At 38.4% G+C, this 25,430-nt stretch carries 24 protein-coding genes and 1 tRNA gene; 19 read left to right on the forward strand and 6 right to left on the reverse strand.

What is annotated here, in order from left to right:
• Positions 1–188: 188 nt before the first annotated feature.
• Positions 189–644 (forward strand): hypothetical protein, encoded by a 456-nt coding sequence (locus H5120_RS17530; RefSeq protein ID WP_002957844.1) that lies wholly within the window; start codon positions 189–191, stop codon positions 642–644.
• A 137-nt stretch (positions 645–781) separates the two neighbouring features.
• Here H5120_RS17530 and H5120_RS17535 read toward each other — a convergent pair whose 3' ends face one another.
• Entirely contained in the window at positions 782–1,288 is a 507-nt protein-coding gene (locus tag H5120_RS17535) for a glycine cleavage system protein R (protein WP_182675637.1), read from the reverse strand.
• A 380-nt stretch (positions 1,289–1,668) separates the two neighbouring features.
• On the opposite strand from H5120_RS17535, the gene H5120_RS17540 reads away from it, so the two are divergent.
• The 7 genes from H5120_RS17540 (at position 1,669) to H5120_RS17570 (ending at position 10,316) form a co-directional block, all read left to right on the forward strand.
• Positions 1,669–3,903 (forward strand): ABC transporter permease subunit, encoded by a 2,235-nt coding sequence (locus tag H5120_RS17540; protein ID WP_182675638.1) that lies wholly within the window; start codon positions 1,669–1,671, stop codon positions 3,901–3,903.
• 15 nt (positions 3,904–3,918) lie between these two features.
• Entirely contained in the window at positions 3,919–5,568 is a 1,650-nt protein-coding gene (gene pstA, locus H5120_RS17545; protein ID WP_002957841.1) for a phosphate ABC transporter permease PstA, read from the forward strand.
• Positions 5,569–5,595: 27 nt separating this feature from the next.
• Complete coding sequence (gene pstB, locus H5120_RS17550; protein WP_002957840.1) at positions 5,596–6,423, forward strand: phosphate ABC transporter ATP-binding protein PstB; 828 nt, start codon at positions 5,596–5,598, stop codon at positions 6,421–6,423.
• A gap of 46 nt (positions 6,424–6,469) precedes the next feature.
• Positions 6,470–7,171, forward strand: coding sequence for a phosphate signaling complex protein PhoU (phoU, locus tag H5120_RS17555; RefSeq protein ID WP_007586465.1), 702 nt, complete (start codon positions 6,470–6,472; stop codon positions 7,169–7,171).
• A 150-nt stretch (positions 7,172–7,321) separates the two neighbouring features.
• The gene (locus H5120_RS17560; protein WP_002957838.1) at positions 7,322–7,999 is read left to right on the forward strand and encodes a TIGR00153 family protein; all 678 of its coding nucleotides are present in this window, start codon (positions 7,322–7,324) and stop codon (positions 7,997–7,999) included.
• A gap of 39 nt (positions 8,000–8,038) precedes the next feature.
• Positions 8,039–9,307, forward strand: a complete 1,269-nt coding sequence (locus tag H5120_RS17565) for an inorganic phosphate transporter (RefSeq protein WP_024597536.1) — start codon at positions 8,039–8,041, stop codon at positions 9,305–9,307.
• Positions 9,308–9,389: 82 nt separating this feature from the next.
• Positions 9,390–10,316, forward strand: a complete 927-nt coding sequence (locus tag H5120_RS17570; protein WP_002957836.1) for a hydrogen peroxide-inducible genes activator — start codon at positions 9,390–9,392, stop codon at positions 10,314–10,316.
• An 18-nt stretch (positions 10,317–10,334) separates the two neighbouring features.
• Here the strand turns inward: H5120_RS17570 and H5120_RS17575 are convergent, their stop codons facing one another.
• Positions 10,335–10,547, reverse strand: a complete 213-nt coding sequence (locus H5120_RS17575) for a hypothetical protein (protein ID WP_002957835.1) — start codon at positions 10,545–10,547, stop codon at positions 10,335–10,337.
• Positions 10,548–10,738: 191 nt separating this feature from the next.
• Positions 10,739–13,270: a GGDEF domain-containing protein gene (locus tag H5120_RS17580; protein WP_182675639.1), complete on the reverse strand. Its 2,532-nt coding sequence runs from the start codon at positions 13,268–13,270 to the stop codon at positions 10,739–10,741.
• Between the two features lie 186 nt (positions 13,271–13,456).
• On the opposite strand from H5120_RS17580, the gene queA reads away from it, so the two are divergent.
• From queA to H5120_RS17610, 6 genes are all read left to right on the forward strand, one after another.
• Positions 13,457–14,488, forward strand: a complete 1,032-nt coding sequence (gene queA, locus H5120_RS17585; RefSeq protein WP_002957832.1) for a tRNA preQ1(34) S-adenosylmethionine ribosyltransferase-isomerase QueA — start codon at positions 13,457–13,459, stop codon at positions 14,486–14,488.
• 183 nt (positions 14,489–14,671) lie between these two features.
• A complete protein-coding gene (gene tgt, locus H5120_RS17590; protein ID WP_002957831.1) occupies positions 14,672–15,799 on the forward strand; it encodes a tRNA guanosine(34) transglycosylase Tgt in 1,128 nt (375 codons plus the stop codon).
• 25 nt (positions 15,800–15,824) lie between these two features.
• Positions 15,825–16,160, forward strand: a complete 336-nt coding sequence (gene yajC, locus H5120_RS17595) for a preprotein translocase subunit YajC (protein WP_002957830.1) — start codon at positions 15,825–15,827, stop codon at positions 16,158–16,160.
• A 19-nt stretch (positions 16,161–16,179) separates the two neighbouring features.
• Positions 16,180–18,039: a protein translocase subunit SecD gene (gene secD / locus H5120_RS17600; protein WP_182675640.1), complete on the forward strand. Its 1,860-nt coding sequence runs from the start codon at positions 16,180–16,182 to the stop codon at positions 18,037–18,039.
• Positions 18,040–18,048: 9 nt separating this feature from the next.
• Positions 18,049–18,996 (forward strand): protein translocase subunit SecF, encoded by a 948-nt coding sequence (gene secF / locus H5120_RS17605; protein WP_182675641.1) that lies wholly within the window; start codon positions 18,049–18,051, stop codon positions 18,994–18,996.
• Between the two features lie 314 nt (positions 18,997–19,310).
• Entirely contained in the window at positions 19,311–20,120 is an 810-nt protein-coding gene (locus tag H5120_RS17610) for an ABC transporter substrate-binding protein (RefSeq protein ID WP_182675642.1), read from the forward strand.
• A gap of 53 nt (positions 20,121–20,173) precedes the next feature.
• Here H5120_RS17610 and suhB read toward each other — a convergent pair whose 3' ends face one another.
• A complete protein-coding gene (gene suhB, locus H5120_RS17615) occupies positions 20,174–20,977 on the reverse strand; it encodes an inositol-1-monophosphatase (protein WP_002957826.1) in 804 nt (267 codons plus the stop codon).
• 243 nt (positions 20,978–21,220) lie between these two features.
• Between suhB and H5120_RS17620 the strand changes: the two genes are divergently transcribed.
• A complete protein-coding gene (locus tag H5120_RS17620; RefSeq protein ID WP_182675643.1) occupies positions 21,221–21,637 on the forward strand; it encodes a VOC family protein in 417 nt (138 codons plus the stop codon).
• Between the two features lie 38 nt (positions 21,638–21,675).
• Here the strand turns inward: H5120_RS17620 and H5120_RS17625 are convergent, their stop codons facing one another.
• Positions 21,676–22,344, reverse strand: coding sequence for a LiaF domain-containing protein (locus H5120_RS17625; RefSeq protein ID WP_039488234.1), 669 nt, complete (start codon positions 22,342–22,344; stop codon positions 21,676–21,678).
• A 328-nt stretch (positions 22,345–22,672) separates the two neighbouring features.
• Here H5120_RS17625 and H5120_RS17630 point away from each other — a divergent pair, with 328 nt between their 5' ends.
• The 4 genes from H5120_RS17630 (at position 22,673) to H5120_RS17645 (ending at position 24,689) form a co-directional block, all read left to right on the forward strand.
• A complete protein-coding gene (locus H5120_RS17630; protein WP_182675644.1) occupies positions 22,673–23,239 on the forward strand; it encodes a BON domain-containing protein in 567 nt (188 codons plus the stop codon).
• 72 nt (positions 23,240–23,311) lie between these two features.
• Entirely contained in the window at positions 23,312–23,470 is a 159-nt protein-coding gene (locus H5120_RS17635; protein WP_002957822.1) for a YqaE/Pmp3 family membrane protein, read from the forward strand.
• Positions 23,471–23,861: 391 nt separating this feature from the next.
• Positions 23,862–24,359: a hypothetical protein gene (locus tag H5120_RS17640; RefSeq protein ID WP_259395783.1), complete on the forward strand. Its 498-nt coding sequence runs from the start codon at positions 23,862–23,864 to the stop codon at positions 24,357–24,359.
• Between the two features lie 253 nt (positions 24,360–24,612).
• Positions 24,613–24,689, forward strand: a tRNA-Ile gene (locus H5120_RS17645).
• Between the two features lie 594 nt (positions 24,690–25,283).
• Here H5120_RS17645 and H5120_RS20320 read toward each other — a convergent pair.
• A complete protein-coding gene (locus tag H5120_RS20320; protein WP_404936372.1) occupies positions 25,284–25,412 on the reverse strand; it encodes a transposase in 129 nt (42 codons plus the stop codon).
• Positions 25,413–25,430 lie beyond the last annotated feature (18 nt).

A 25,430-nucleotide genomic window follows, 5' to 3' on the forward strand; every position in this document is an offset into this window, starting at 1 on the left:
AGACGATAGAGCAGTGCGGTTACTACTCACGCATTGCTCTATAAAAATTACCTATAATTTGTAAGTTATTCTATTAAATTGCTAACTAATATCCATTTTGAAATTAACCTTCTGTTTTTAAATGGTTTTTTAATTGGCACGCTTTACGCAGTGTAGTACCTATACAGTCAACTAAGTAAGGAATGCACATGCAAGTTAAAACAATTAAAGAGGTATACGATTGGACCGTTTTGTTTCATACGCAAATGGCGGCTAATTTTCATAGCGTAAAGGATTTACTCGATGAACATAATGCAATGCTGGTGGACTACTACCTAAATTACGAAAAAAAACTCGCTGAAGATTTAGTCGGGTTTAAAGCGATAACCGAAATAAATACGCTTGATACGTACTGTTATGAATACTTTGCTAAAAATCCTGAGCTAATTACTTTCGAAGACATTAGTAAAGACCAGCAATTTGATGAGAAAGTTATTCAAGCTTATTTATCAGAGCAGCATCAAAAGGTAATTGAATTATACGAATACTTACTTGAGCGCGCTGAAACTCAAAGTGGCCAAGAAAAGCTGCAACAAATACTAGAGCTGGAAAAGCAAGGTATAAAGCAAATGATGCAAAGTACGAATCGTCATATGGATATGTAGCTTTATAAGATAACTATTTAAAATAAGCCGATGCTTGCATCGGCTTATTTTATGTCTGCGTTAAATAACCCGCAGAGGGCTTTGATAAACTGGCTAAAATAATATGCGTGTCAACGTGTGGCACGCACCTAGGGATGTCAAACTTCTTCTGTATCTACAATTAAATCACTTGTTATTGATTCCAATGCTTCAATGACTTCATCTTTATTCATACCATTGGGTAAAGTAACGGTAGCCACAGCACTAAAAATAGGCACCCCCCAATTAGGCGCACTTTGCTGCCTTGAATTTAAATGAGTAATGTTAGCGCCTTTGTGGCGTATTACACTCGCCAACTCTTGAACAATACCTGGGCGATCGTTACCTGTAATAACCAGATTGATTTGTTCTAATGTTGGTGGTTCAATTTCTGTGTTTCCGGTTTCAATTCGAACGTCTAACTTAGGTAACTTATTTAAAGCGCTTTGTAATGATTGAAAGTGTTCCTCAGCAACTTCAAGTTGAATAATACCTGCAAAATGACCTAATAAATGGCTTAAGTTACTGCTTAGCCAGTTGCCATGATTTTGTAACACGACGGATGAGATACTCTCTACTAAACCTGGGCGATCTTGCCCTAAAATAGTTATAACCAACTGCTTCATAAATAATTCTCTTTTTAAGCCCAAAGAAAGTAAATGCATAGGCATTAAGTGTATTGTCTAATCTAAATTGTGTTGTTGTACTTTTTATAAAACGTTGATTTTAAAGTAATAAAAATAAATGTGGTTGTGTTGACTATACGCGGTATTAATAGTCATTCTTTTTTTAGTAAGTACTCTTTTAGTATTGACCTCGATAAATGCTTTGTCCAATTATTTTATAATTTAGTTCACTTAAAAATCATCTATATGAGACTTATTTAGCGATTTTCTTTGCTAGTTTTATTTAAAACCGTTTTAACGTGCTTATTATTACTGCTGTAACATTACTGTCATCTTGATGAAATATAATTTATACAACGTTAAGATTTAAGGGTGTTTTGATGACTTCAAATCCGAATAAACCGACTTTTAATACGGATCGAAGCCGTCTATTTAAAGATCGGTTTGCCAAATTTGGTATAACCGCAGGTGGGATAATGGTATTGGTAGCACTGCTATTAATATTCTTTTACCTTCTTTATGTAGTACAGCCAATTTTTGAATCAGCAAAAGTAGAAAAACGCGATAGCTTTCAGGTCGCTAATTCGCAGCAAATAGCAGGCCTAGGTGTAGAAGAGCAAACTGAAGTTGCTTATTTACTCAGTCAGCAAGGGCAGGTTGATTTTTACAGTGTGCAAGATGGCAGCTTTGGTAAAAAGCTTAAAACATTAAACGCCGAGCTACCAAGTGATGCAACAAGCTTTGCAACTAGCGCGCCTTTTCAAGGGCATTATGCGTTTGGTTTAAAAGATGGCACTGTAACGGTCGTAGCACCTAAATTTTTGGTCACCTTTCCTAATAACGAGCGTAAATTAACGCCTCGTTTAGACTTTCCTCTTGGGGAAATGGCTCTGGAAGTAGATGAACAAGGCTCAGCTATTAAACGCTTTGCATTTAGCCACTATGAAGACAGAACAGCCGTTGTCGCACTTACAGAAGACAAACGGGTGCTGTTTAGCAGTTTTGTTGCTGAAGAGAATATGTTTACTGGCGAAGTTGAGTGGGTTGTTGAGCGCACAGAGCTAGATGTTGAAGGGCGTGTAGATGAGCTATTAATGTCGCCAGATACAACCCGTACTTTTGTACGTTCTGCTAATCAAGTTTACGTATACGATACACGTGACCCAAGTGATGTAGAGCAAATTCAGTTACTTTCAGCTAACGAAGAAAATGCCAATATTGTATCTGCACAATTACTAGCAGGTGCAAACTCATTAATGCTTGCCAATGATAACGGCGAAGTTTCGCAGTGGTTTGAAGTTAACACTGACACTGGCCGCGAATATCAAAAAATACGTTCATTTGAAACGACTAAGCAAAGTAAATTAAATGTATTTACAGAGTTCTACCGTCGTACTTTTTTTACGACCAGCAGTAACGGTGAGCTTGGGGTGTACTACACAACAAGCGAAGCAAAATTATGGCAAGGTAAAGTAAGTGAAGGCGCAATACAAAACTTTGCAATTTCACCGCGTTCAAATGCTGCATTAATTTTGGCGGATAACAAACTAACAGTATTAGAAATACATAACGAGCATCCAGAAGTCACTTGGTCAGCGCTTTGGCAAGAAGTGTGGTACGAAGGTTACCCAAAGCCAGGTTATATATGGCAGTCAACATCAGCCAGTGATGACTTTGAATCTAAGTTTTCATTAGTGCCAATTTCGTTTGGTACATTAAAAGCAGCCCTTTATGCGATGTTATTTGCAGTGCCTATTGCGCTTTCGGCGGCAATTTACACGGCATACTTTATGTCGAGTAAATTACGTAAGGTAGTTAAGCCTACTGTTGAAATAATGGAAGCATTACCAACCGTTATTTTAGGTTTTTTAGCCGGTCTTTGGTTAGCTCCTTTGATAGAAGAGCACTTACCTGCAATTGTTGGGTTACTCATATTATTACCTTTAGGTATGTTAGCGACAGGTTTAGCTTGGACTAAATTACCAACCAAAATCCGTCATCGAATTCCTGAAGGATCTCATTCAATTATCCTTATTCCGGTCGTTTTACTTATTGGCTGGTTTTCGTTTGCGATGAGTGAATTTGTTGAGCTTTGGATGTTTGACGGCAATGTACGTCAGTACTTAACAAATGAGCTGGGTATGACATTCGATCAACGTAACTCGCTTGTTGTAGGTATTGCGATGGGGTTTGCAGTTATTCCAACTATATTCTCAATTGCAGAAGACGCCGTATTTAGTGTTCCAAAGCATTTATCAAATGGCTCATTAGCATTAGGTGCAACGCAGTGGCAAACACTAATACGTGTTGTATTACTAACAGCAAGCCCTGGTATTTTCTCTGCGGTAATGATGGGACTTGGCCGAGCCGTTGGCGAAACCATGATTGTACTTATGGCAACGGGTAATACACCTATTATGGATTGGAGCATCTTCCAAGGTATGCGTACGCTTGCAGCAAATATTGCAGTTGAAATGCCTGAGTCAGAAGTAGGTAGTTCGCATTACAGAATATTGTTCTTAGCGGCCTTTGTACTATTCATATTCACATTCATTTTTAACACAGTCGCTGAGTTTGTTCGCCAGCAACTGCGTGAAAAATATAGCTCAATGTAAGCGGAGAGACATGACATGGTAAAGCAGTGGTTTAAGTCTGGTTCTCCTTGGATTTGGATGACCGGTGGTGCAGTGAGCATCAGTTTAATTTCAGTTTTAGGCTTATTAGCAATGATAGCCTGGAAAGGATTAAGTTTTTTCTGGCCTTCAGAAGTTGTACAGTTTGAACTTGAAGGGTCAATTTCAAAACAAACCGTTATTGGCGAAGTTTATGACCGTGAATTAGTACCAAAAACGCGTTTAGCCGCGACAGGTATTGACGTTAGCGGATTTGAAAAAGAAGAAATAGAGCGCTTACTTATTAAAACAGGTAATCGTGAGTATGTAGATTTAGACTTTCGTTGGATATTAGAAACCGATATTAAAAATAAAACAACGCCAGCAACGCTTGCTGTATTTGAGCGTAGTAAAAACGGTAATTTTTATGGTTATGTTGAAAGTGTAATTAAAGATGGTAAACCAGTCGAAGGCGATAAAATTGAAGCTCTACATGAACTTGTAGAGCGTGCCGTGGATTTAAACGACGAAGCACTTGATTTACAAAATGGTGACATTGGGCATATTAACTATGAGCTTGAGCGTCTTCGTTTAAAAGAAAAGGGCTACTTACTAGATAACGCACTCACTGATGAACGTGTTGCTGAGCTTGCTCAAGAGCGTGCTGAATTACGTGCGCAGTATGGTGTACTTGAAAAAGATTTATTTGCACTACGTAAACAAGCTAAACGTGACCACGTAACTGTAAAAGATATGCGCGGTGAAGTAGTTACGATTCCAATGTATCAAGTACTTGATGTTTGGTTTCCAAATGATATGGGCTTTTTTGCAAAGCTAGGGCACTACTTTGTGCAGCTAGGTAAGTTTGTATCTGATGACCCACGTGAAGCAAATACAGAGGGCGGTGTTTTCCCTGCTATATTTGGTACTGTGTTTATGGTTATGCTGATGGCTGTAATAGTGACGCCGTTTGGTGTTGTTGCTGCAATTTACTTACACGAGTATGCCGCTAAAAATGCAGTCACTAAGATGATTCGTATTGCGGTGATTAACTTGGCCGGTGTGCCTTCAATTGTGTACGGTGTATTTGGCCTCGGCTTTTTTGTATACATGTTAGGTGGTAGCTTAGACCAATTATTTTACCCTGAAGCGGCACCAACGCCAGTATTTGGTACGCCAGGTGTAATGTGGTCGGCGTTAACGCTTGCTATATTAACTTTGCCAGTTGTTATTGTATCGACTGAAGAGGGCTTATCTCGTATTCCAAGTACCGTACGTGACGGTTCACTAGCGCTTGGCGCAACAAAGGTTGAAACGTTATGGCGCATAATTATTCCAATGGCAAGCCCTGCAATTATGACTGGTTTAATACTGGCAGTTGCGCGTGCTGCAGGTGAAGTTGCACCATTAATGTTAGTAGGCGTTGTAAAAATGGCCCCTACATTACCACTTGATGGTAACTTCCCGTATTTTCACTTAGATAGAAAGTTCATGCACTTAGGCTTTCATATATACGATGTTGGCTTCCAAAGCCCTAATGTTGAAGCGGCACGTCCGCTGGTATACGCCACTGCCTTTTTATTGGTGTCGGTGATTATTACCCTAAACATAACGGCCATTGGTATACGTAACCATTTACGTGAAAAATTCAGATCGCTTGAACACTAATTAGTAAAGATTTTATAGGTAACAAAAATGATTACAGTCGCTCCACAAGTAAACCAAGCTAATATTGGTCAAAAGTTAGACCTAGAAAATTTAACGGATGATCAAAAAGCGCTAGAGATTAAAGACCTCGATCTTTACTACGGTGATAAGCAGGCGCTTAATAAAGTAAATATGAACATTCCTAAAGGCCAAGTAACTGCGTTTATCGGGCCGTCTGGGTGTGGTAAATCAACATTACTGCGTTGTATTAATCGCATGAATGATTTGGTTGATATTTGCCGTATTGAAGGTGAAATATTACTCCATGGTCAAAATATTTACGATAAGAGCGTAGATGTAGCAGCACTTCGTCGTAATGTAGGCATGGTGTTTCAGCGCCCTAATCCATTTCCTAAATCAATTTATGAAAATGTAGTTTATGGCCTGCGCTTACAAGGCATTAAAGAGAAACGTAAATTAGATGAAGTGGTAGAGCAATCACTTCGTGGTGCTGCTTTGTGGGATGAAGTAAAAGATAGATTGCACGATAGCGCGTTTGGCTTATCGGGTGGTCAGCAACAACGTTTAGTTATAGCTCGCTCAATTGCAATTGAGCCAGAGGTACTTTTACTTGATGAACCAACATCAGCACTCGACCCTATTTCTACTTTGGTAATCGAAGAGCTAATAAACGATTTAAAAAACAAATTTACCGTTGTTATTGTTACACACAACATGCAACAAGCAGCGCGTGTATCTGATCAAACAGCCTTTATGTATATGGGCGAATTGATTGAATACTCAGACACAAATACCTTATTTACTACACCAACGAAGAAAAAGACTGAAGATTACATTACCGGTCGTTACGGTTAATTAGCCCGTTATAGCGTGTTGTACAAGATTAAGAGAGAAGGTAACTATGGAACATAATATTAATAAGCATATTTCTGGGCGCTTTAACCAAGAACTAGAAAATGTACGTAACCATGTATTGAGTATGGGTGGCTTAGTTGAGCAGCAATTAAATAGCGCGCTTGATGCGGTGAGTCGTAACGATGCTGAGCTTGCTCAAAAGGTACGTCAGAACGATTACAAAGTAAATGCAATGGAAGTCAGCATTGATGAAGAATGTACGCGTATCATTGCTCGTCGTCAGCCTGCAGCAAGTGACTTACGTTTAGTGATTGCAATTGCAAAAACTATTGCAGATTTAGAACGTATTGGCGATGAAGCTGAGCGAATTGCTAAAGTTGCACTAGACTCATTTACTAAAGATCAACAAGACTTGCTAGTAAATATTGAGAATATGGGCCGCCAAGTTTTAAAGATGTTACATGATGTACTAGACGCATTTGCACGTATGGATGTGCAGCGCGCATTTCAAGTACATAAAGAAGATGCAAAAGTTGACCGTGAATATGAAGCTATCACACGTCAAATAATGACTTATATGATGGAAGATCCACGCTCAATCCCTAAAATTATGGACTTAGTTTGGTCTGTTCGTTCATTAGAGCGCATAGGGGATCGCTGTCAAAATATTGCGGAATACATTATTTATTTTGTAAATGGCAAAGATATTCGTCATACATCTCAAGAAGATATAGAAAAATCGCTATAATTTTTTACCTATTTTTCTTTTTTATTAAAGCGGCTTAGTGCCGCTTTGTGCATTGCAAGCCTTAGTGAAGTAATAAAAAGCGTTCACAATCTTGGTTAATACTGTAAAATTCATGCTGCAAAGCATATCAATTTGATTAAAGGGTCAGTTATGCCTACAAACGCGTTTTTAGGAGTATTTGCAAAATCTCCTATCAAACCAATGGAAGAACACATCAAGAAGGTTCATCAAGCAAGTAAAGCTTTGATACCTTTTTTTAATCACGTATTTAAAGAAGAGTGGGTACAAGCTGAAGAGCTTCGCATCACTATTCGCAATTTAGAACGTGAAGCTGATGATATGAAAAGAGATATACGTTTACAATTGCCACGTGGTTTATTCATGCCGGTAGAGCGTACAGATCTTCTCGAATTAGTAACTCAACAAGATAAAATTGCCAATAAAGCAAAAGATATTGCAGGACGAGTGATTGGTCGTGAAATGACCATTCCTAAAGTTATGCAAGCTGATTTCTTAGCTTACTTAACCCGTTGTGTAGATGCGACTAAACAAGCATCTAAAGCAATTAACGAATTAGAAGAATTGCTAGAAACGGGTTTTAAAGGTCGAGAAGTCACCTTAGTAGAAAAAATGTTAGTTGAATTGGATGCCATAGAACAAGACACGGACGAAATGCAGATAAAAGTACGCCGCCAGCTACGTGATGTAGAGGGTGAGTTAAATCCAATTGATGTTATGTTTTTGTACAAAATCATTGAATGGGTTGGCGAGCTTGCAGATATTGCAGAGCGCGTAGGATCACGTCTTGAGCTGATGTTAGCTCGTTAATTTAAAATCAGTTCAAACACGAAAGATTAAGGTTTTACAATGGATATCATTGCATCTTACGGCACGGTATTAATTTTAATTGCCGCAGCAGTCGGCTTTTTTATGGCTTATGGTATTGGCGCGAACGACGTAGCGAACGCCATGGGTACATCTGTAGGTTCAAAAGCGCTAACAATCAAACAAGCTATTTTTATAGCGATGATTTTTGAATTTGCAGGCGCCTATTTAGCAGGTGGTGAGGTTACATCAACAATTCGTAAAGGAATTATTGATGCAGCACCATTTGCAGATATTCCGGAATTAATGGTTCTGGGTATGATTTCGTCTTTATTTGCAGCCGGCGCTTGGTTATTAATGGCCTCCTTCTTAGGCTGGCCTGTATCTACAACTCACTCAATCATTGGTGCAATCATTGGTTTTGCGTTAGTTGCAGTAGGTACTGAGGCGATTCAATGGGATAAAGTAGGTGGTATTGTAGGTAGTTGGATTATAACACCTGCCATATCAGGCTTTATTGCATACTTAATATTCATGAGTGCACAAAAACTTATTTTTAATACAGATGCACCACTAAAAAATGCTAAACGTTATGTCCCTCTTTATATGGGCTTAGCAGGTTTTATCATGGCATTGGTTACAATTAAAAAGGGCTTAAAGCACGTTGGTATAGACCTAGGCTCAGCTGAAGGCTATGCACTGTCAGTAGGTGTTGCAATAGTTGTTGCTGTGATTGGTAAAATTGCCATATCTCGCTTAAATATTGATCCAAAAGCAGATAAACAAATGCAGTTCAACAATGTTGAAAAAGTATTTGCTGTTCTTATGGTACTAACAGCATGTTGTATGGCATTTGCACATGGTTCCAATGACGTTGCTAATGCAATTGGTCCACTAGCAGCTGTTGTAAACATTGTTGAAAACAATGGTGAAATTGCTAAAAAAGCAGCTATTGCTTGGTGGATTCTACCTCTAGGTGGTTTTGGTATTGTTGCTGGTCTTGCTATTTTAGGCAAAAAAGTAATCAAAACAATCGGTGAAGGTATTACACATTTAACACCTAGCCGTGGTTTTGCTGCTGAACTAGCTGCTGCTTCTACCGTTGTTATTGCCTCAGGTACTGGTATGCCAATCTCTACTACTCAAACCCTAGTGGGTGCGGTATTAGGTGTAGGTATGGCACGTGGAATTGGCGCGCTTAACATGGGTGTTATCAGAAACATTGTAGTTTCTTGGGTAATTACATTGCCAGTTGGCGCTGCCCTTGCTATTGTTATTTTCTACGTACTAAGAACCGCATTTGGGGTTTAATAAAAAAGTACTCAAAGACTTTTAGCTTGAAAAGATCTCAATGCCCTAGGTGTTGGGGTCTTTTTATTTGTGGAAAGAAAAAATGACTAACCTTCCAAGTATTAAACAACTACAGTATTTATTAGCTGTTCATCAACATCAGCACTTTGGCAGAGCCGCTAGCGCCTGCTTTATAGGACAATCTACTTTAAGTAGCGCTATTCAAAATCTTGAAGAAACACTAGGCTGTCAGCTAATTGAGCGTGAAAATCGCAGCCTGATGTTTACCAGTATTGGTGAAGAAGTTGTTGAGCGTTCTCGTAAAATAATTAACGATACAATTAGTTTAAAAGAGCTTACAAAAAGCTTTTTAACACCACTAAGTGGTAAGCTGACTGTGGGTGTTATACCTACAATTGCAAGCTTTATAGCGGCTCCGCTTTATCATTTTTGTAAAGAAACCTTTTGTGATTTAGAGCTGGTATTAATTGAAGATACGAGTGACAAGCTACTGGATAAACTTGAACATGGGCATATTGATTTAGCGCTACTTGCACTGCCGTACGAAACAGATAAATTTCATACACAAGTATTGGCAAAAGATCAGTTTAGTTTAGTGCACCATAAGGATTACAGCGCAGCAAAGGGCGTAGTCGACTTTAATCTATTACCAGAGGCTAGCGTATTCTTATTAGAGCGCGAGCACTGCATGACGGGCCATGCGCTTAGTGCATGTCACTTAAACCGTGCCAGTTGTATTAACCCATTCGAAGCTGCAAGCTTACATACTCTATTAAGCATGGTTGAGCATCAGCTCGGGGTGACTTTTTTACCACAGATGGCGATTAATGCGGGTATTTTAGATAATAAAAATATGGTGGCTACACCATCACAAAGTGATGCATATAGAGATATTGGTATCTTGTGGCGTAAAACTACGGGCCGAATTCGAGACTTTAGGCTATTTAGTCAACAGCTTGAGGTGTTTTTAAAGCGTCAATGTAGTTTAGATTTTTCTAAAGCAGAATAATAAGTGAACTAAAGCAGCCTACAAAGGCTGCTTTTGATTTTGAAGATGACTTTCAAAAGGCTCAAGTTCAGGTAAAAATAATAAATAAATCCATACCACCAAGTTAAAGTAAGGCACGCAGCCTAATACAGTAAAAACCTTAACTGGGTAGCCTTTAATATTCGCGTAGCGGTAACACTGATACGCGATTGCAAAATGTATAATCAGTAATAACATAACTAGTTGTGTCATACCTTCTTCCTTAAAAGCTTAAATAGCTTTGAAACCCACTATAAATATCGGTACTACGCCGCCAAAAGGTAATGTCATGTTTTTAAAGTGTAATACATAAAAAGGCACGACATTTTTTATTTGATGCTGAAAGTATAGGCAAGAAAGGTAATATTGGTAGTAATAAAATGATTAAAATTGTTTAATTTTGTTTATTTTGGGCTAGCTTGTTGTTGGTAAAACGTTTTATTTTTAGAAATTTTTTCGAGTTCATCTTTTATTTTTTCAACAGGTATTGGGCGTGCAATAAAGTAGCCTTGCCCATAATCAACACCAATTTCTTTTAGTGCAAAAAATATCTCTTCGTTTTCAACGTACTCAGCTACAGAGCGCTTATCGAGAGACCGACTAATATCATTTATTGCTTTTACTAACGCTAAATCTATAGGGTCATTGAGCATATCACTTACAAATGAGCCGTCAATTTTCACATGCTGTGCTGGTAGCTGTTTTAAATAATTAAATGTACTAAATCCAGTTCCAAAATCATCGATAGAAAAATGACAGCCTAAGCTATTAAGCTTATCAATCATTTTACGAGTGGCCTTTAGGTTATTAATACTCGCAGATTCAGTTATTTCAAAAATTACCCGCGAAGCAGGCACGTTATACTTTTCAAGGTTTGATTCAATTAATGGCAATAAGCGTTCATCTAAGAACGATTGTGCTGACAAATTAATAGCAACTTGGTTTAACTCTGGGTGCTTAGATACACAAGCAATAGCATTACGTATAACGCATTGATCCATCAAAAATGTGTCGTTAAGCATTTCTAAAGAGGGAATAAACTGATTTGGGTATACGAGTTCACCTTTTAGTTTTAAGCGTAAAAGCGCTTCAAAATAAGCAACTTTACACTCTTTAAAATCCCAAATAGGTTGGTAATGTAGTTCAATATTATCTTGCTGTAGTGCTTGGCGAATTTCGTGGCCCCATTCAAGCCCTGTTTGTAGTGTATTGTTTTGAGCATCTTCTTTTGAATAGCAATGTACTAAGTTACGCCCTAGGTTTTTGGCAATATACAAAGCAATATCGGCTTGTTTTAAACACTCATTAGGGTCGTTATTTTGTGTCGTGATTTGAGTTAAACCAATAGAGCAGCTAATAGTGTATATCTGATCTTCTGATTTAAAAGCATGTTTTTCTATCGCACTACACACACCTTCTGCAATAAGGTGTGCATCCAGTAAATTCATATTGGTAAGTATGACTGCAAATTCATCCCCACCAATTCTGCATACCAGGTGATCGTCGCCAATATTTGCTTTAAATAATTGCGCCACTTCTTTTAAAACTATATCGCCCTGATGATGGCCTTTACTGTCGTTTATTATTTTAAAGTGATCGAGGTCAATATAAATAACAGCATGCTCTATGCCATCATAGGTGTATTTATCTTGGCATATTTTATTAAGCTGTTGATCAAAATAATAACGATTATGTAAACCTGTTAATGGGTCATGGTGTGCTAAATGACGTAGTTGAATCTCAGCTTGCTTTCGTTCGTGTATATTGTCGATAGTTGCGGTTATGGTCGCGTTATTACGGCTATTTTTTATTAGCTGCAATCTGCATTCAACCCAAATTAAATTGCCATTTTTGTGGGTTAACTTTACTTCTATTTGTTGCTGTTGCTCGCCACCATGTAAAATATCGTTAATAGTGTAGTCAAGCCTTCCTTTATCTTCGTTATTACAATAAGCGCTTAATGGGTTTTGTAGTGATGATTTAACACCAAAACCGCTTAATGTTTCCCATGCGGGGTTAATAAAACGAATATTACCTTGCTGATCGAGCTCTAAAACAACTGTATTTAAGTGCAATAAAATACGCTGATGAGCAGAAAATAACTCTTTGTAACGCACTTCGCTCACGCTCAATTGTTCTACTTTGTAAGCAAATTCAGCATAACTCACCATAAAATCTTCACGTCGTGCGGCGTGGTCACACACTTTGTTTAAAAATGAAGGATCGTAAGGGGCTCTGATAAAGTCGGTAACACCCGAAAGCAAAAGCTGCTCAGCGTAATCGGCATCGTCACTTTCTATAATTGTAACAATAGCTTGTTTAGAATTGTGCTGGAGGATTTCTTCAACGAGTACACTCGAGCTCTCTGCACTTGATGTAGTGGCATCGAGTAGCACAATTGAAAACTGCTGTTGGTTATAAGCGTTAAGTGCCGCTTTAGCTGAAGTTACGTGAGTGATAGCAAAGTTTAACTTTAACTGTTCACTTATTTTGTCGGCCGTATTTTGAAGTGGCTCTAATAATAATAAGTTTAGCCGGCTACTTTTTTCTAAGTGAGTAGATAAAACATTCGCAAGTACTTGAGGGAGCATATCTTTGTGCTCAAACGGTAGCACAGCATCTATCCCATAGCTTCGGGCTGTTGTTTCGGCAATCCGCTCACAGTAAATTGGCGGAATAAGTAAGATTGGTGTGTTTTTTGGTGTTTTTAATAATCCTGAGCGGATCATCCTAGAAAAGCGCCAGCCATCAATTTTACCAACATTAATGCCCGTTATTATAATATCAACAGGGTGTTGTTTTAAAAGCTTTAAAGCTTGTTGACTATCTTGGGCATCAATAAAGGTAAATACATTTAAGCTATCTAAAGTGCCCTTAATCGCGCGACGTTCAGCACTACTTGCGTTTAATATTAGCAATTTAAGCTGGTTTGGCACGAGTTGAACACCCCTAATATAACTTATAATAATTTAGCCGAATAAGAATAGTGACATTTAACCATAAGAACAAGAGAATTTAATGGCAAACACGCAAACAGACATTATAAGTTTGGCTGATTTCTTGAGCTTAATATCCGATACATATACACTTGGCGCGATTTTAAATGATGTGGATTACTAATTATGCGCGTGGCTGACTTTAGCTTTGACTTACCTGATGAATTAATAGCTCGCTTTCCTAAAGCGGACAGAACCAGCAGCCGTCTACTCACTTTAGATGGCCCAAGCGGAACTTTAGAACATAAAGTGTTTAGCGATATACTTGATTTAGTAAACGAAGGCGATTTATTGGTCTTTAACAATACACGCGTTATTCCAGCACGTATGTTTGGTCAAAAAGCTTCAGGCGGAAAAGTTGAAGTACTTGTAGAGCGGGTATTAGATGAGCATCGCGTACTTGCGCATGTACGGGCAAGCAAGTCGCTTAAGGTCGGTAACGAAGTTATTTTAGAAGGCAAAGCCAAGGCAATAATGGTTGCACGCCACGATACTTTATTTGAGCTTGAGTTCGATCATAGCCAAAACGTGCTAGATATACTTAATGATATTGGCCATATGCCACTGCCTCCTTATATTGACCGACCTGATACCGATGCTGACCGTGAGCGCTATCAAACTGTTTATGGAGAAAAGCCAGGTGCAGTTGCAGCACCAACTGCAGGTCTACATTTTGACGATAAGTTAATGACAGCACTAAAAGATAAAGGCGTAAACATGGCTTTTGTTACGCTACACGTTGGCGCTGGTACTTTTCAGCCGGTACGAGTTGATAGTGTTGATGAGCATGTAATGCATTCAGAGTACATAGAAGTACCTGATGACGTAGTTGCAGCTGTTGCGCAAACTAAAGCAAATGGTGGGCGTGTAATTGCGGTAGGCACGACTTCAGTTCGCTCATTAGAGTCGGCTGCTAAAGTTCACGGCGGCAAGTTAGATACGTATTTTGGTGATACCGATATATTTATTTTTCCGGGTTATCAATTTAATGTTGTTGATGCCATGGTCACAAATTTTCACTTACCAGAATCAACGCTTATAATGTTAGTCAGCGCATTTAGCGGCCAAGACAATATTATGGGCGCTTACAATACTGCAATAGAGCAGCAGTACCGCTTTTTTAGTTATGGCGACGCGATGTTTTTAACACGTAAGTAACAAAATATTGTTTAATACTCAGTCGAATATATTAAAACCCCCAGCTTAGTTGCTGGGGTTTTTGTTTGCGGCAATTGGCAAAACTGAATTTATCGCAGCTAATAGTATTAGTGAGGCAAAAAGGGTAGAATCAGGCGGTTAAATTATAGCTTGTTGGACTGTTTTTCCGACATTGAGGATGATATGAAATTTGAATTAGATTGTACTGACGGAAAAGCGCGCCGCGGCCGCTTAATTTTTGACCGTGGTGTAATAGAAACACCTGCTTTTATGCCTGTTGGTACTTACGGTACTGTAAAAGGTATGACGCCAGATGAAGTTAAAGCCACTGGTGCGCAAATATGTTTAGGTAATACCTTTCATTTAATGCTTCGCCCAGGTACTGAGATCATTAAACAACATGGTGATTTACACGACTTTATGAATTGGGACTTCCCAATTTTAACTGACTCAGGCGGTTTTCAAGTATTTAGCTTAGGCGCAATGCGCAAAATCACTGAAGAAGGCGTTTTATTTCAATCTCCAGTAAATGGTGATGAAATTATGATGTCGCCTGAAAAGTCGATGGAAGTACAGCGCGACTTAGGCTCAGACATCGTTATGATTTTTGACGAGTGTACGCCATACCCAGCAACTGAAAAAGAAGCTAAAGATTCTATGGAGTTATCTCTTCGTTGGGCTAAGCGCTCAAAAGAAGGGCATGGCGATAATCCATCTGCTTTATTTGGTATTATCCAAGGTGGTATGTACCCAGAATTACGTGCACAATCACAAGCTGGCCTTGAAGAAATTGGTTTTGACGGTTATGCATTAGGCGGCCTATCAGTAGGTGAGCCTAAAAACGAAATGATGAATATCCTTGATCATTGTGCGTTTAAAATGCCAGAAGACAAGCCTCGTTACCTTATGGGTGTAGGCAAGCCAGAAGACTTAGTTGAGTCGGTTCGCCGTGGTATTGATATGTTTGACTGTGTTATGCCAACACGTAATGCGCGTAACGGCCATTTATTTATTACCACGGGTGTAGTAAAAATACGTAACGCAGTGCATAAAACAGATACAGGGCCACTTGACCCTGAGTGTGATTGCCATACGTGTAAAAACTATTCACGAGCTTATTTGCATCACCTTGATAAATGTAACGAAATTTTAGGTGCGCGACTAAACACAATTCATAACTTACGTTACTATCAACGTGTTATGGAAGGTTTACGTAATGCAATTAGCGAAGGTAAATTAGAAGAATTTGTACAAGATTTTTATGCTCGCCGAGGCCAAGATGTGCCAGAGTTAGCAGATATAAAAAATTAAACTTTAAAATTAAAGAGGAAGTATCATGAGTTTATTTATTTCAAATGCACACGCAGCAGCTGGTCAACCTGCGGCAGGCGGTGGTTGGGAAATGCTAATAATGTTAGCTATTTTCGGTTTGGTTTTTTACTTTTTAATCTACCGCCCACAAGCTAAGCGCGTTAAAGAGCACAAAAGCTTAATGAGTATGATGGCTAAAGGTGATGAAGTACTTACCCAAGGCGGTTTAGTGGGTAAAATTGTGAAAATTTCTGAAGAGAAAGATTTCATCGTTATCTCTTTAAACGAGCAAGCAGAAGTTACAGTACAAAAATCTGCAGTATCTGCAGTATTGCCAAAAGGCACAATGAAGTCGCTATAAAAATAATAAGGACGACCCCGTGTTAAACAAGTTTCCAGTTTGGAAGTATTTACTTGTTTTAGCTGTGGTAGCCATTGGCCTTTTATATGCCTCTCCAAACTTGTATGGTCGCGATCCGGCCATACAAGTTTCAGGTGCTAAAGGCGCTGATGTCGATCTCAGTGTTGTAGACAAAGTAAACGCAATCCTTAAAAAAAATAATGTAACCGCTAAATCGACAATACTTGAAGATGGACAAATTTTAGTTCGTTTAAAAAATGTTGAAGAGCAACTTAAAGCGCATGACTTACTTCGTGATTCGCTGAGCGATGATTACATTTCTGCTATTAATATGGCACCTGCTCAACCAGCTTGGTTAAAAGCAGTTGGTGGTAACCCTATGAAGCTAGGTCTTGATTTAAGTGGTGGCGTACATTTCACCATGGAAATCGACATGGCAACAGCGGTTGATAACCAGCTTGAGCAAATGGAACAAGATTTTCGCAGTGACCTGCGCGAAGAAAAACTACGTTATCGTAGTGTTCGCCGCGTAGCAGGCTCCGATCGTATGCGTGTAGAAATGCGTACCGAAGAAGACAAAAATGCTGCAGAGAGTTTCTTAGAAACTCGCTACCCGCTAAATGTCTACATTGATGACAGCAGTAACGATAAAGCATTTTTTGCGACAATGAGTGAGCAAAAACTCAAAGAAATTCGTGACTACGCTATCAAGCAAAATGAAACGATTATTCGTAACCGTATCAACCAAATTGGTGTTGCAGAGCCTAACGTACAACGCCAAGGCGCTGAGCGTATTATTGTTCAACTACCAGGTATTCAAGATACTGCACGTGCTAAAGAAATTTTAGGCGCGACAGCAACACTTGAATTTCGTGAAGTAGACGAAAACGCAGATATTAGCGCTGCTGCCCAAGGTCGTATCCCAGCGGGTACTGAAATGATCATGAGCCGCGACGGTTACCCTGTTGTACTTAAAAAGCGTATTATTTTAGAGGGCAGCCATATTACGGGCGCGCAATCTGGCGCTGATGAATACCAACGTCCGCAAGTAAGTATTACGCTAGATAGCAAAGGTGGGGCAAAAATGAATGCCTTTACCAAGCGTGCTATTGGTAAGCGTATGGCAACGGTATTTATTGAGTACAAGCCATCAGGTAAAAAAGATGCAGACGGTAAAGCGCTTCCGCCTATTAAGGTTGAAGAAGTTATTAACGTAGCAACGATTCAAGCCCGTCTTGATCGCTCGTTCCGTATTACCGGCATTGATAACCCAGCAGAAGCTCATAACTTAAGCTTACTACTTCGTGCTGGTGCACTTGTAGCGCCAATTCAAATTGTTGAAGAGCGCACAGTAGGTCCAAGCTTAGGACAAGAAAATATTGAAGCGGGTATGACTGCGGTTGCACTTGGCTTTGCGTTTGTGCTTGTATTTATGCTTGTGTACTACAAAGGTTTTGGTATGGTTGCAAACCTTGCGCTTGCGGCTAACTTAGTACTAATTGTAGGTGTTATGTCTTTAATTCCGGGCGCTACACTTACGCTACCAGGTATTGCCGGTATTGTATTAACAGTAGGTATGGCAGTTGATGCTAACGTACTTATTTTTGAACGTATTCGTGAAGAGCTGGCCGATGGCCGTAGCCCTCAACAAGCGATTCATTTTGGTTACGATAGCGCATTTAGCACTATATTTGATGCCAACATCACGACACTAATTGCTGCCATTATACTGTTTGCAGTGGGCACTGGTCCGATTGCGGGCTTTGCAGTGACACTTGCGATTGGTATTTTAACTTCAATGTTTACAGCCATCGTTGGTACCCGTGCGGTAATCAACTTATTTGTTGGTGGTAAACGCATTGATAAACTTTCGATTTAAGGAGCAGACATGCAAATTTTAAGTTTGGGTAGTAGAACCCTTCGTTTCATGTCTCTTCGAAAAGTGGCTATGGGTTTCTCGACGCTACTAATTTTAGCGTCGTTTGCATCAATTTTTATCAAAGGCCTAAACTTTGGTTTAGATTTTACCGGCGGTACTGCGGTAGAAGTGGGTTTTTCACAACCGGCTGACCTTAAAAAAGTACGTGATGCACTAGCTGATAATGGTTTTGCTGATGCATCAGTGCAGCTATTTGGTTCAAGCCAAGAAATTTTAGTTCGCTTAGCACCACGCGGTAGCGATGTAAAAGCTGAAGTAATTGGTAACCAAGTAATCGATGCACTTAAAAAAGCAGACGACAGCGTAGTAATGCGCCGTATTGAATTTGTAGGCCCAAGTGTAGGTGAAGACTTAAAAGAGCAGGGTGGCCTTGCCATGTTAACTGCGCTTATTTGTATCTTAATCTACGTTGCATTTCGTTTTGAATGGCGCTTTGCAGTTGGTGCGGTAGGTGCACTACTACACGATGTTATTATTACTGTGGGTTTATTTTCGGTATTAGGTTTAGAGTTTGATTTAACTATATTAGCGGCAATTCTTGCGGTAATTGGTTATTCACTCAATGATACGATTGTTGTATCAGACCGTATACGTGAAAACTTCCGTAAGGTACGCATGGACGATACGATAGAAATTATTGATATTTCACTTACGCAAACACTTAACCGTACACTTGTAACATCAATCACGACTATTTTAGTATTGATTGCCTTGTTTACATGGGGCGGACAAACCATTCATGGTTTTGCAACTGCATTACTGTTTGGTGTGTTTATTGGTACTTATTCTTCGATTTATGTTGCAAGCTCTGTTGCTATAGCAATGGGCGTAAGCAAAGAAGATTTAATACCAGAAGTAATTGAAAAAGAAGGCGCAGACCAAGACGCTATGCCGTAATGGTTTTGTAACTACTTTAAAAAACCGCTCATTGAGCGGTTTTTTATTGCCTGTAATATATTTATGCTCACGATTGTTTTAGCTTTACTGTGCAAGTATGAATAAACAGTGCTAACTTTGTAGAGCACGCCATGAGTGTAACGTCGTACTATGTATTTAAGATAAGTATGAATAGCGCGGTTATTAATAAGTACAGTTACATAATATCGTCATCTTTTATTTAGGCGCTGGAAGCTGTTTAGCTTAAATAACGCGATAATTTAAACTATCAATAATAACTGTTAAAACTACCGATAATAACTAGGGTGATAATTATGTTGCCATTAAAGTATTCGATTAACGTAGTAAGTTTGTTTGTATGCAGCGCTTTAGCGAGTGAGGTAAATATCGTAAATGTAGCGCAGGAGCAGCGTGTGCAATATGCTCGTGACGACTACCTTAACGAGCTATTAGAAAAAGCACTGGTGAGCGCACAATACCCTGCAGAGATTAACCCCGTTTTAATTCATCCCCATCAACAACGTACTTTAATAGCACTAGATACAAAAAATTTAGATTTATACTGGAGTATGAGCAGCCCCGAAAGAGAGTCTTTAGCTATTGCGATTAAAATCCCATTATTTAAAGGCTACATAGGTAAAAGGGCACTATTAACAAGTAAGAACAGCATTGCTAGATTTAAAGGTATTACTAGCTTAGAGCAGTTAGGTAGGCTTTCTGCGGTACAAGGTCATGATTGGCCTGATACAAAAATAATGGCGTTTAATGGCCTGCATATAAGGCCGTTTGCAAATTATCAGGCTATGTTTGCCTTAACAAGTGCAGGGCGTATTGATTACTTCCCACGTTCATTTATCGAGGTTAATTCAGAGCTAGCGGCAAATAAACAAAGTAACCTAGTGATAGTACCTAATTTATATATGAGTTATCCAACAGGGTTTTATTATTTTGTATCAAATAGTAAGCCAGAGCTTGCAGTGGCAATTAAAAAAGGGCTTGAGATAATGCAAAAAAATGGCGAGTTTGATGCTTTATTTGATGAATATTTCGCAAAAGATTTAAACTCGTTACCTTATGAAAAAGGTAAAACAGTAGAGTTGAAGCTAGATAACCCTTATTTTTAGGCACAAAAAAAGGAGCCTGGGCTCCTTTCTAGTATGCTATTAATAGCATTTAATTAGCGAAGTAACGACTCAGTTAATACTGGACGAATTTCGCGAATAATTGCTTGAGTCAGTTTTGGTGAACCACAGATAATATTGCCGCTGTGGTTATAGTTATTACCACCGGCAAAATCTACAACCATACCGCCCGCTTCTTTAACCATTAGTTCGCCCGCAGCAGAGTTCCAAGGTTTTAAACCAATTTCAAAAAATCCATCAACACGGCCAGCTGCAACGTATGCCATATCTAAAGCAGAACAACCTGCACGGCGAATATCAGCAGTGTGTACAAATAATGCTTTAAACGCTTCAGTGTATGCATCCATGTGGTTTTTGTTTTTGAAAGGGAAACCAGTAGCAAGTACAGTGCCTGCAAGAACCGTAGTTTTGCTAACGCGTAGACGTTTACTGTTTAACTGAGTGCCTTGACCGCGAGATGCAGTGAAAAGCTCACCACGAATTGGATCATAAATAACAGCTTGGTCTAAACGACCTTTAACTTTAAGTGCGATAGAAACCGCGTAATGAGGGATACCTTTGATGAAGTTAGTTGTTCCATCGATAGGATCTACAATCCATTGGTAATCATCATCCTTGCCTTTATGCTCACCTAGTTCTTCACCAACAATTGAGTGAGTAGGGTAAGACTGTAAAATAGTGTCACGAATTACGGCTTCGGCTTCTTTATCAATGTTAGTTACTAAGTCGTTAGCGCCTTTTTGTTGCACTTCAACTTTTGATAAATCTTCACTTGCGCGAAGTAAAATTTTGCCTGCGTTGCGCGCAGCGCGAACCGCAATGTTTAACATTGGATGCATGGTATTACCTTTGGGTTGTAAAAGAACGTTTATATATTTCAGCCGGCGTATTTTAGCGACTTTTGCCATAAAGTAAACAATAAACCCTAAATACTTGTGTTTGTTTTTTATACAAGATTGAAAAGTTTAAATATTTTTAAAAAATAATTATCTGCATTTAAATAAATTAATTTTAAACAACACTTTACCTAAAGTTAACTTGAGGTTTTATCGTACTCCTAACTTAACTGATAGGATAACATTATGTATTTAGAGCACGTAAACTTAGTCGCGAGTGATATAGATAGTATGCTTACATTTTATCGCGCTGTATTTCCACATTGGTCGATTAGAAGTGAGGGCAGAGGCGATTGGCATGGAAAACCAAGACGCTGGGTACACTTTGGAGATGACACGCATTACATTGCGATAAGCAGTCATGGTGAAGGTGAAAACAGAAACTTATCGGGCCATCAAATTGGTTTTGCACACTTTGCTTATGTAACTAATAATTTAAGCACAGTAGTAATGCGCTTAAATAAAGTGGGTTTTACTCTAAGCAAGCAAGGTAGCGAGAATCCTTTCAGAAAGAATGTCTACTTTATTGATCCTGCAGGGTTTGAAGTTGAGTTTGTAGAATATTTAAGTGATATACCAAGCGAGCGAAATAACGATTTATAATAAAATACTAAGCAGCACGCTAAAGTGCTGCTACTCAATTATAGTGAGCGGTTATTATTACCCGTGCCAAACTGGGTCTTTAGCTCATTTGCAAAGCTTATAAATTTTTCTTTAATTGTGCGCTTTATTTTCACTTCAACCGAGCCCATTACTGCCTTTCCTTCAATATGAATTGTAGGGCCTTGGCGTTTGTTAAGCGACACAGATTTATTTTCAAGGCTACTTAAAATACAAAACATTTTAGACACTACATTGACATGCTCTGGTACGTAAATTTCATCGCTACCAAAAATACAGTTAACGTGAATAGTTACATTTTGATGCGCAAAAATAGCATCGGTAAAATCAAGCACCACCGATCCCATAAAGTTACTCAAATATATATTTTTTGGCACAACCCACTGACCACTTCGCTCGTTAGATCCTAAAATACTGCGTAATGTAAAATCATCATCACTGTTTTGCTGTGCACTATAATGTGGTGTAAATTGCGATTGTTTTTCTGCTTTATATTGCTGATCGGTATTAAGTGTTAAGTCTTCTACTAAGGCTAGCAGAGCTTCGTTATTAGGTGCATCCATCGCATTATCTAAACGTCTTTCAAATGCATCAACAGAAATAACACCATGACTGTAATTATAAATTAATTGATCAATCACTTGTTCGCGTACTTGCTCTATTGGGCGGTCTTCAACTTTTACAGACATGAGTTATTCCTTATTATATTTACTATTGATACTGCTCTTGTAGTTAGGCTGCAAACCGCGTACCAAATATAATTTCATTAATTATCAATTGGTTATTTTTTAACGGTGTTTTTTGTTTTGTTATATTAACGATAGATTAACCAAAAGAGCAATTATCTAGCTATTTTCACTATTTGAGAAAGTTTTACCGAGTAGCCTGTAAATAGTTACACAAACATAGATAAGGTTTTATCTTTTAATTAATTCAAGTCTTTGAATTTTAAGTATAAATAAAGTTGGCCTGAAGCTCGCATTAGTTAAAGTGTCTTTAATCAAAAGGAGAAAGATTATGAAAACATTTAACAAATCTATTATCGCAGCTCTAGTTCTTGGTACTACGGCTATGGGTGCCCAAGCAAACAGCTGGGAAAACGAAAGTAAAGATGCTTGGATTGATGGTAAGGCAGAAACCGTTCTACTTATGAACACTAATCTAAACAACTTTGACATTAACACTGATGTAAAAAATGGCAAGGTAGTACTTACAGGTAAAGTTAATAGTGAACTCGATAAAGAGCTAGCAGAAGAACTTGTACTTAGCCTAGATGGTGTAACTGATGTTGATAACAGCCTTACTGTTGTTAAAAGCATGGACACCGAAGATAAAAGCACCGACATGATGGACGATGATGATAACGACCTAACGGACGCTAAAATCACCACTGTAATCACAACTCGCTTCCTGTTTGACTCAGAAGTAGGTGGTACAGACATTGATGTTGATACCGACAACGGTGTGGTAACTCTGAATGGCTCTGTAGAGTCTGAAGCTGAAAAGCAACTAGCAGTTAAAATTGCTAAAAATGCTGAAGATGTTCGCGACGTAGTTGATAAACTAGCTATTGTTGCTGAATAATACAGTATAGTTAAGGCCCAGTAATACTGGGCTTTAAGTCTTTTCAATGTTTAATTTAAATGGAGTTTTATCATGGATATTATTCGTATAATACTTTCGGTTTTATTACCGCCATTAGGTGTGTTTTTGCAAGTTGGCTTAGGTATGCATTTTTGGTTAAATATTCTATTAACACTGCTAGGTTATTTCCCAGGGTTAATACATGCAATCTACATTATTGCGAAAAAATAATGACAGATTATATATTGTGTAAGCCGACTACTGAGGTTTAGCTAAATACTTTAGTACCGATCGGCTCACAATATTAGTTTTTAAAGAATTTTTAGATAGTTTTTAGATAGTTTTTTAGGTTAAATCCAATTTTTAACGCCCTTCAACCCATTGATTTACTTCCTTAACTCTCTCCCAATATTATTTTAAAACTATACTTATTGTTTACTAATAAGCTTTCCAGCTAACAGTCGCGCTCAGATTCTGACTTGATGCCATTTAGGAAATCTTCAACATTAGTGTGTTTATACATCTATAATATACAATCAAATACTTTATTATTTAGTGACAATATTACCTTCACTTCTAGTGTTATCATTAAACTAGGTTTTAGGCATATTGAGGCAGTTAATTGAATATTCGACTTATAATGTCAGGCGTTGTGTCTTTCGTTTTTTATTTTAGTTGGGCCTACTGGGCAAATAGTGCGGCAGACATTGCTAAATCGGTTACGCTTCAAGCTGCATTAGTGCAAGGTTTGTATAGTGGATTTGTAACGCTGTTTTTTACCTTTATTTTAGAAATGGTCGTCAACAAGTATAAGTTTAGTTATGTAACGCTTGCGTTTGTAACTCCAATTATTTGTATGTTTCATTCTAAAACACCACAAAACGTAGCAATACGACAAAGCTTCAATAATGCAATTAACTCTAGCGCCTCGTATTTAAGTAACAAAAAAATAGCAGGTGTACTTTTTGCGCCTATTATTCCGATTACTGTTCAATCGAGCTTAGTGATTATGGTGAATGTAATTAATCAGACACCTAATTTGGCACTTACAGTAGCCCCAAGCATATTTTTTACAGCCTTGTATGCCTACACATATATGTCAGCTTTGCTTAAAAAGTAGAGGGTTAAATATAAAAGACTATATGGGATAGGTTTTGTTTATAATTTAATACAGTGAATAGCACGGTAAATACCTTACATTTTATGTTTATGCCCACTTAAAAGATTACTATTTAAGCAGTTAGCTTGTTGATTGTTAAAATAAAGGTTTTTGGTAGTGACAAGCACCTAAAAAGTTTTTATACTGCAACCCGCTTTAGTCGCTCTGTGACTGAACGCTTCAAAAATTAACTGCCTGGCAGTTATATAAAGTTGGCCCCTTAGCTCAGTTGGTTAGAGCACACGACTCATAATCGTTAGGTCCCCAGTTCGAGTCTGGGAGGGGCCACCACTTTTACAAATTTCCCAAGTAAATACCTATCCAAATTATTTAAAGCTACATTAATTTAATATTGTGTAATTTTTATTCTTTAGTTACCCCTAATAATAAACGTAATCTAAATAAAATTAATCCATAGATTAAGCTAAGCTTTCTTAAATTTGGAATAGTGCGAATGCACTATTAAATTCCAGCGTTAGATCAGATGCTTTGCTTTATAAGTGACAGTGTTCAGCATTTAATTTCAGAATTAAAAAAGCCCCTATTGGGTAATGCCAGTCAGTTAAGCTGACTGGCATCTTTCTTTTTATGAGGATACTTAGATGGTTTTGGCTTAACCCATCGGGATATCTTCTATCCTCTCGTCTAGCTGGAAGCTTAAATAAGAGCAGTGTATTGAGTAAGTGTTGCCAGTGTATTGGAATGTTCCCTGGGCTCATTATAGATACTGACGAGAAATACTGAATGACAGCCATCGAACTGCTAGAGAAGCTAAGCTGGTTAGGCCATACCCCTGTGACTGTCGCCGCCATTGTCATTATTCTTCGTATTAAATTATAGGCGAGTAACACGGCCCATAGCTCCTGACGCACCATGTCTGGACGCTTACTTCTTAAATGGTATGCGCCTATCAAGCATGGTTTGTTTGATTTCTCTAAACCCAAGTTCTATCTCCCAACGATGACAATATAATTCAACAATTTCATTACCTGGATAACGCAATCTATCCGTCATCGAGGTTAATATACGGTA

This window comes from Pseudoalteromonas sp. SR43-2, from assembly GCF_014163885.1.
Lineage (GTDB): Bacteria > Pseudomonadota > Gammaproteobacteria > Enterobacterales > Alteromonadaceae > Pseudoalteromonas > Pseudoalteromonas distincta.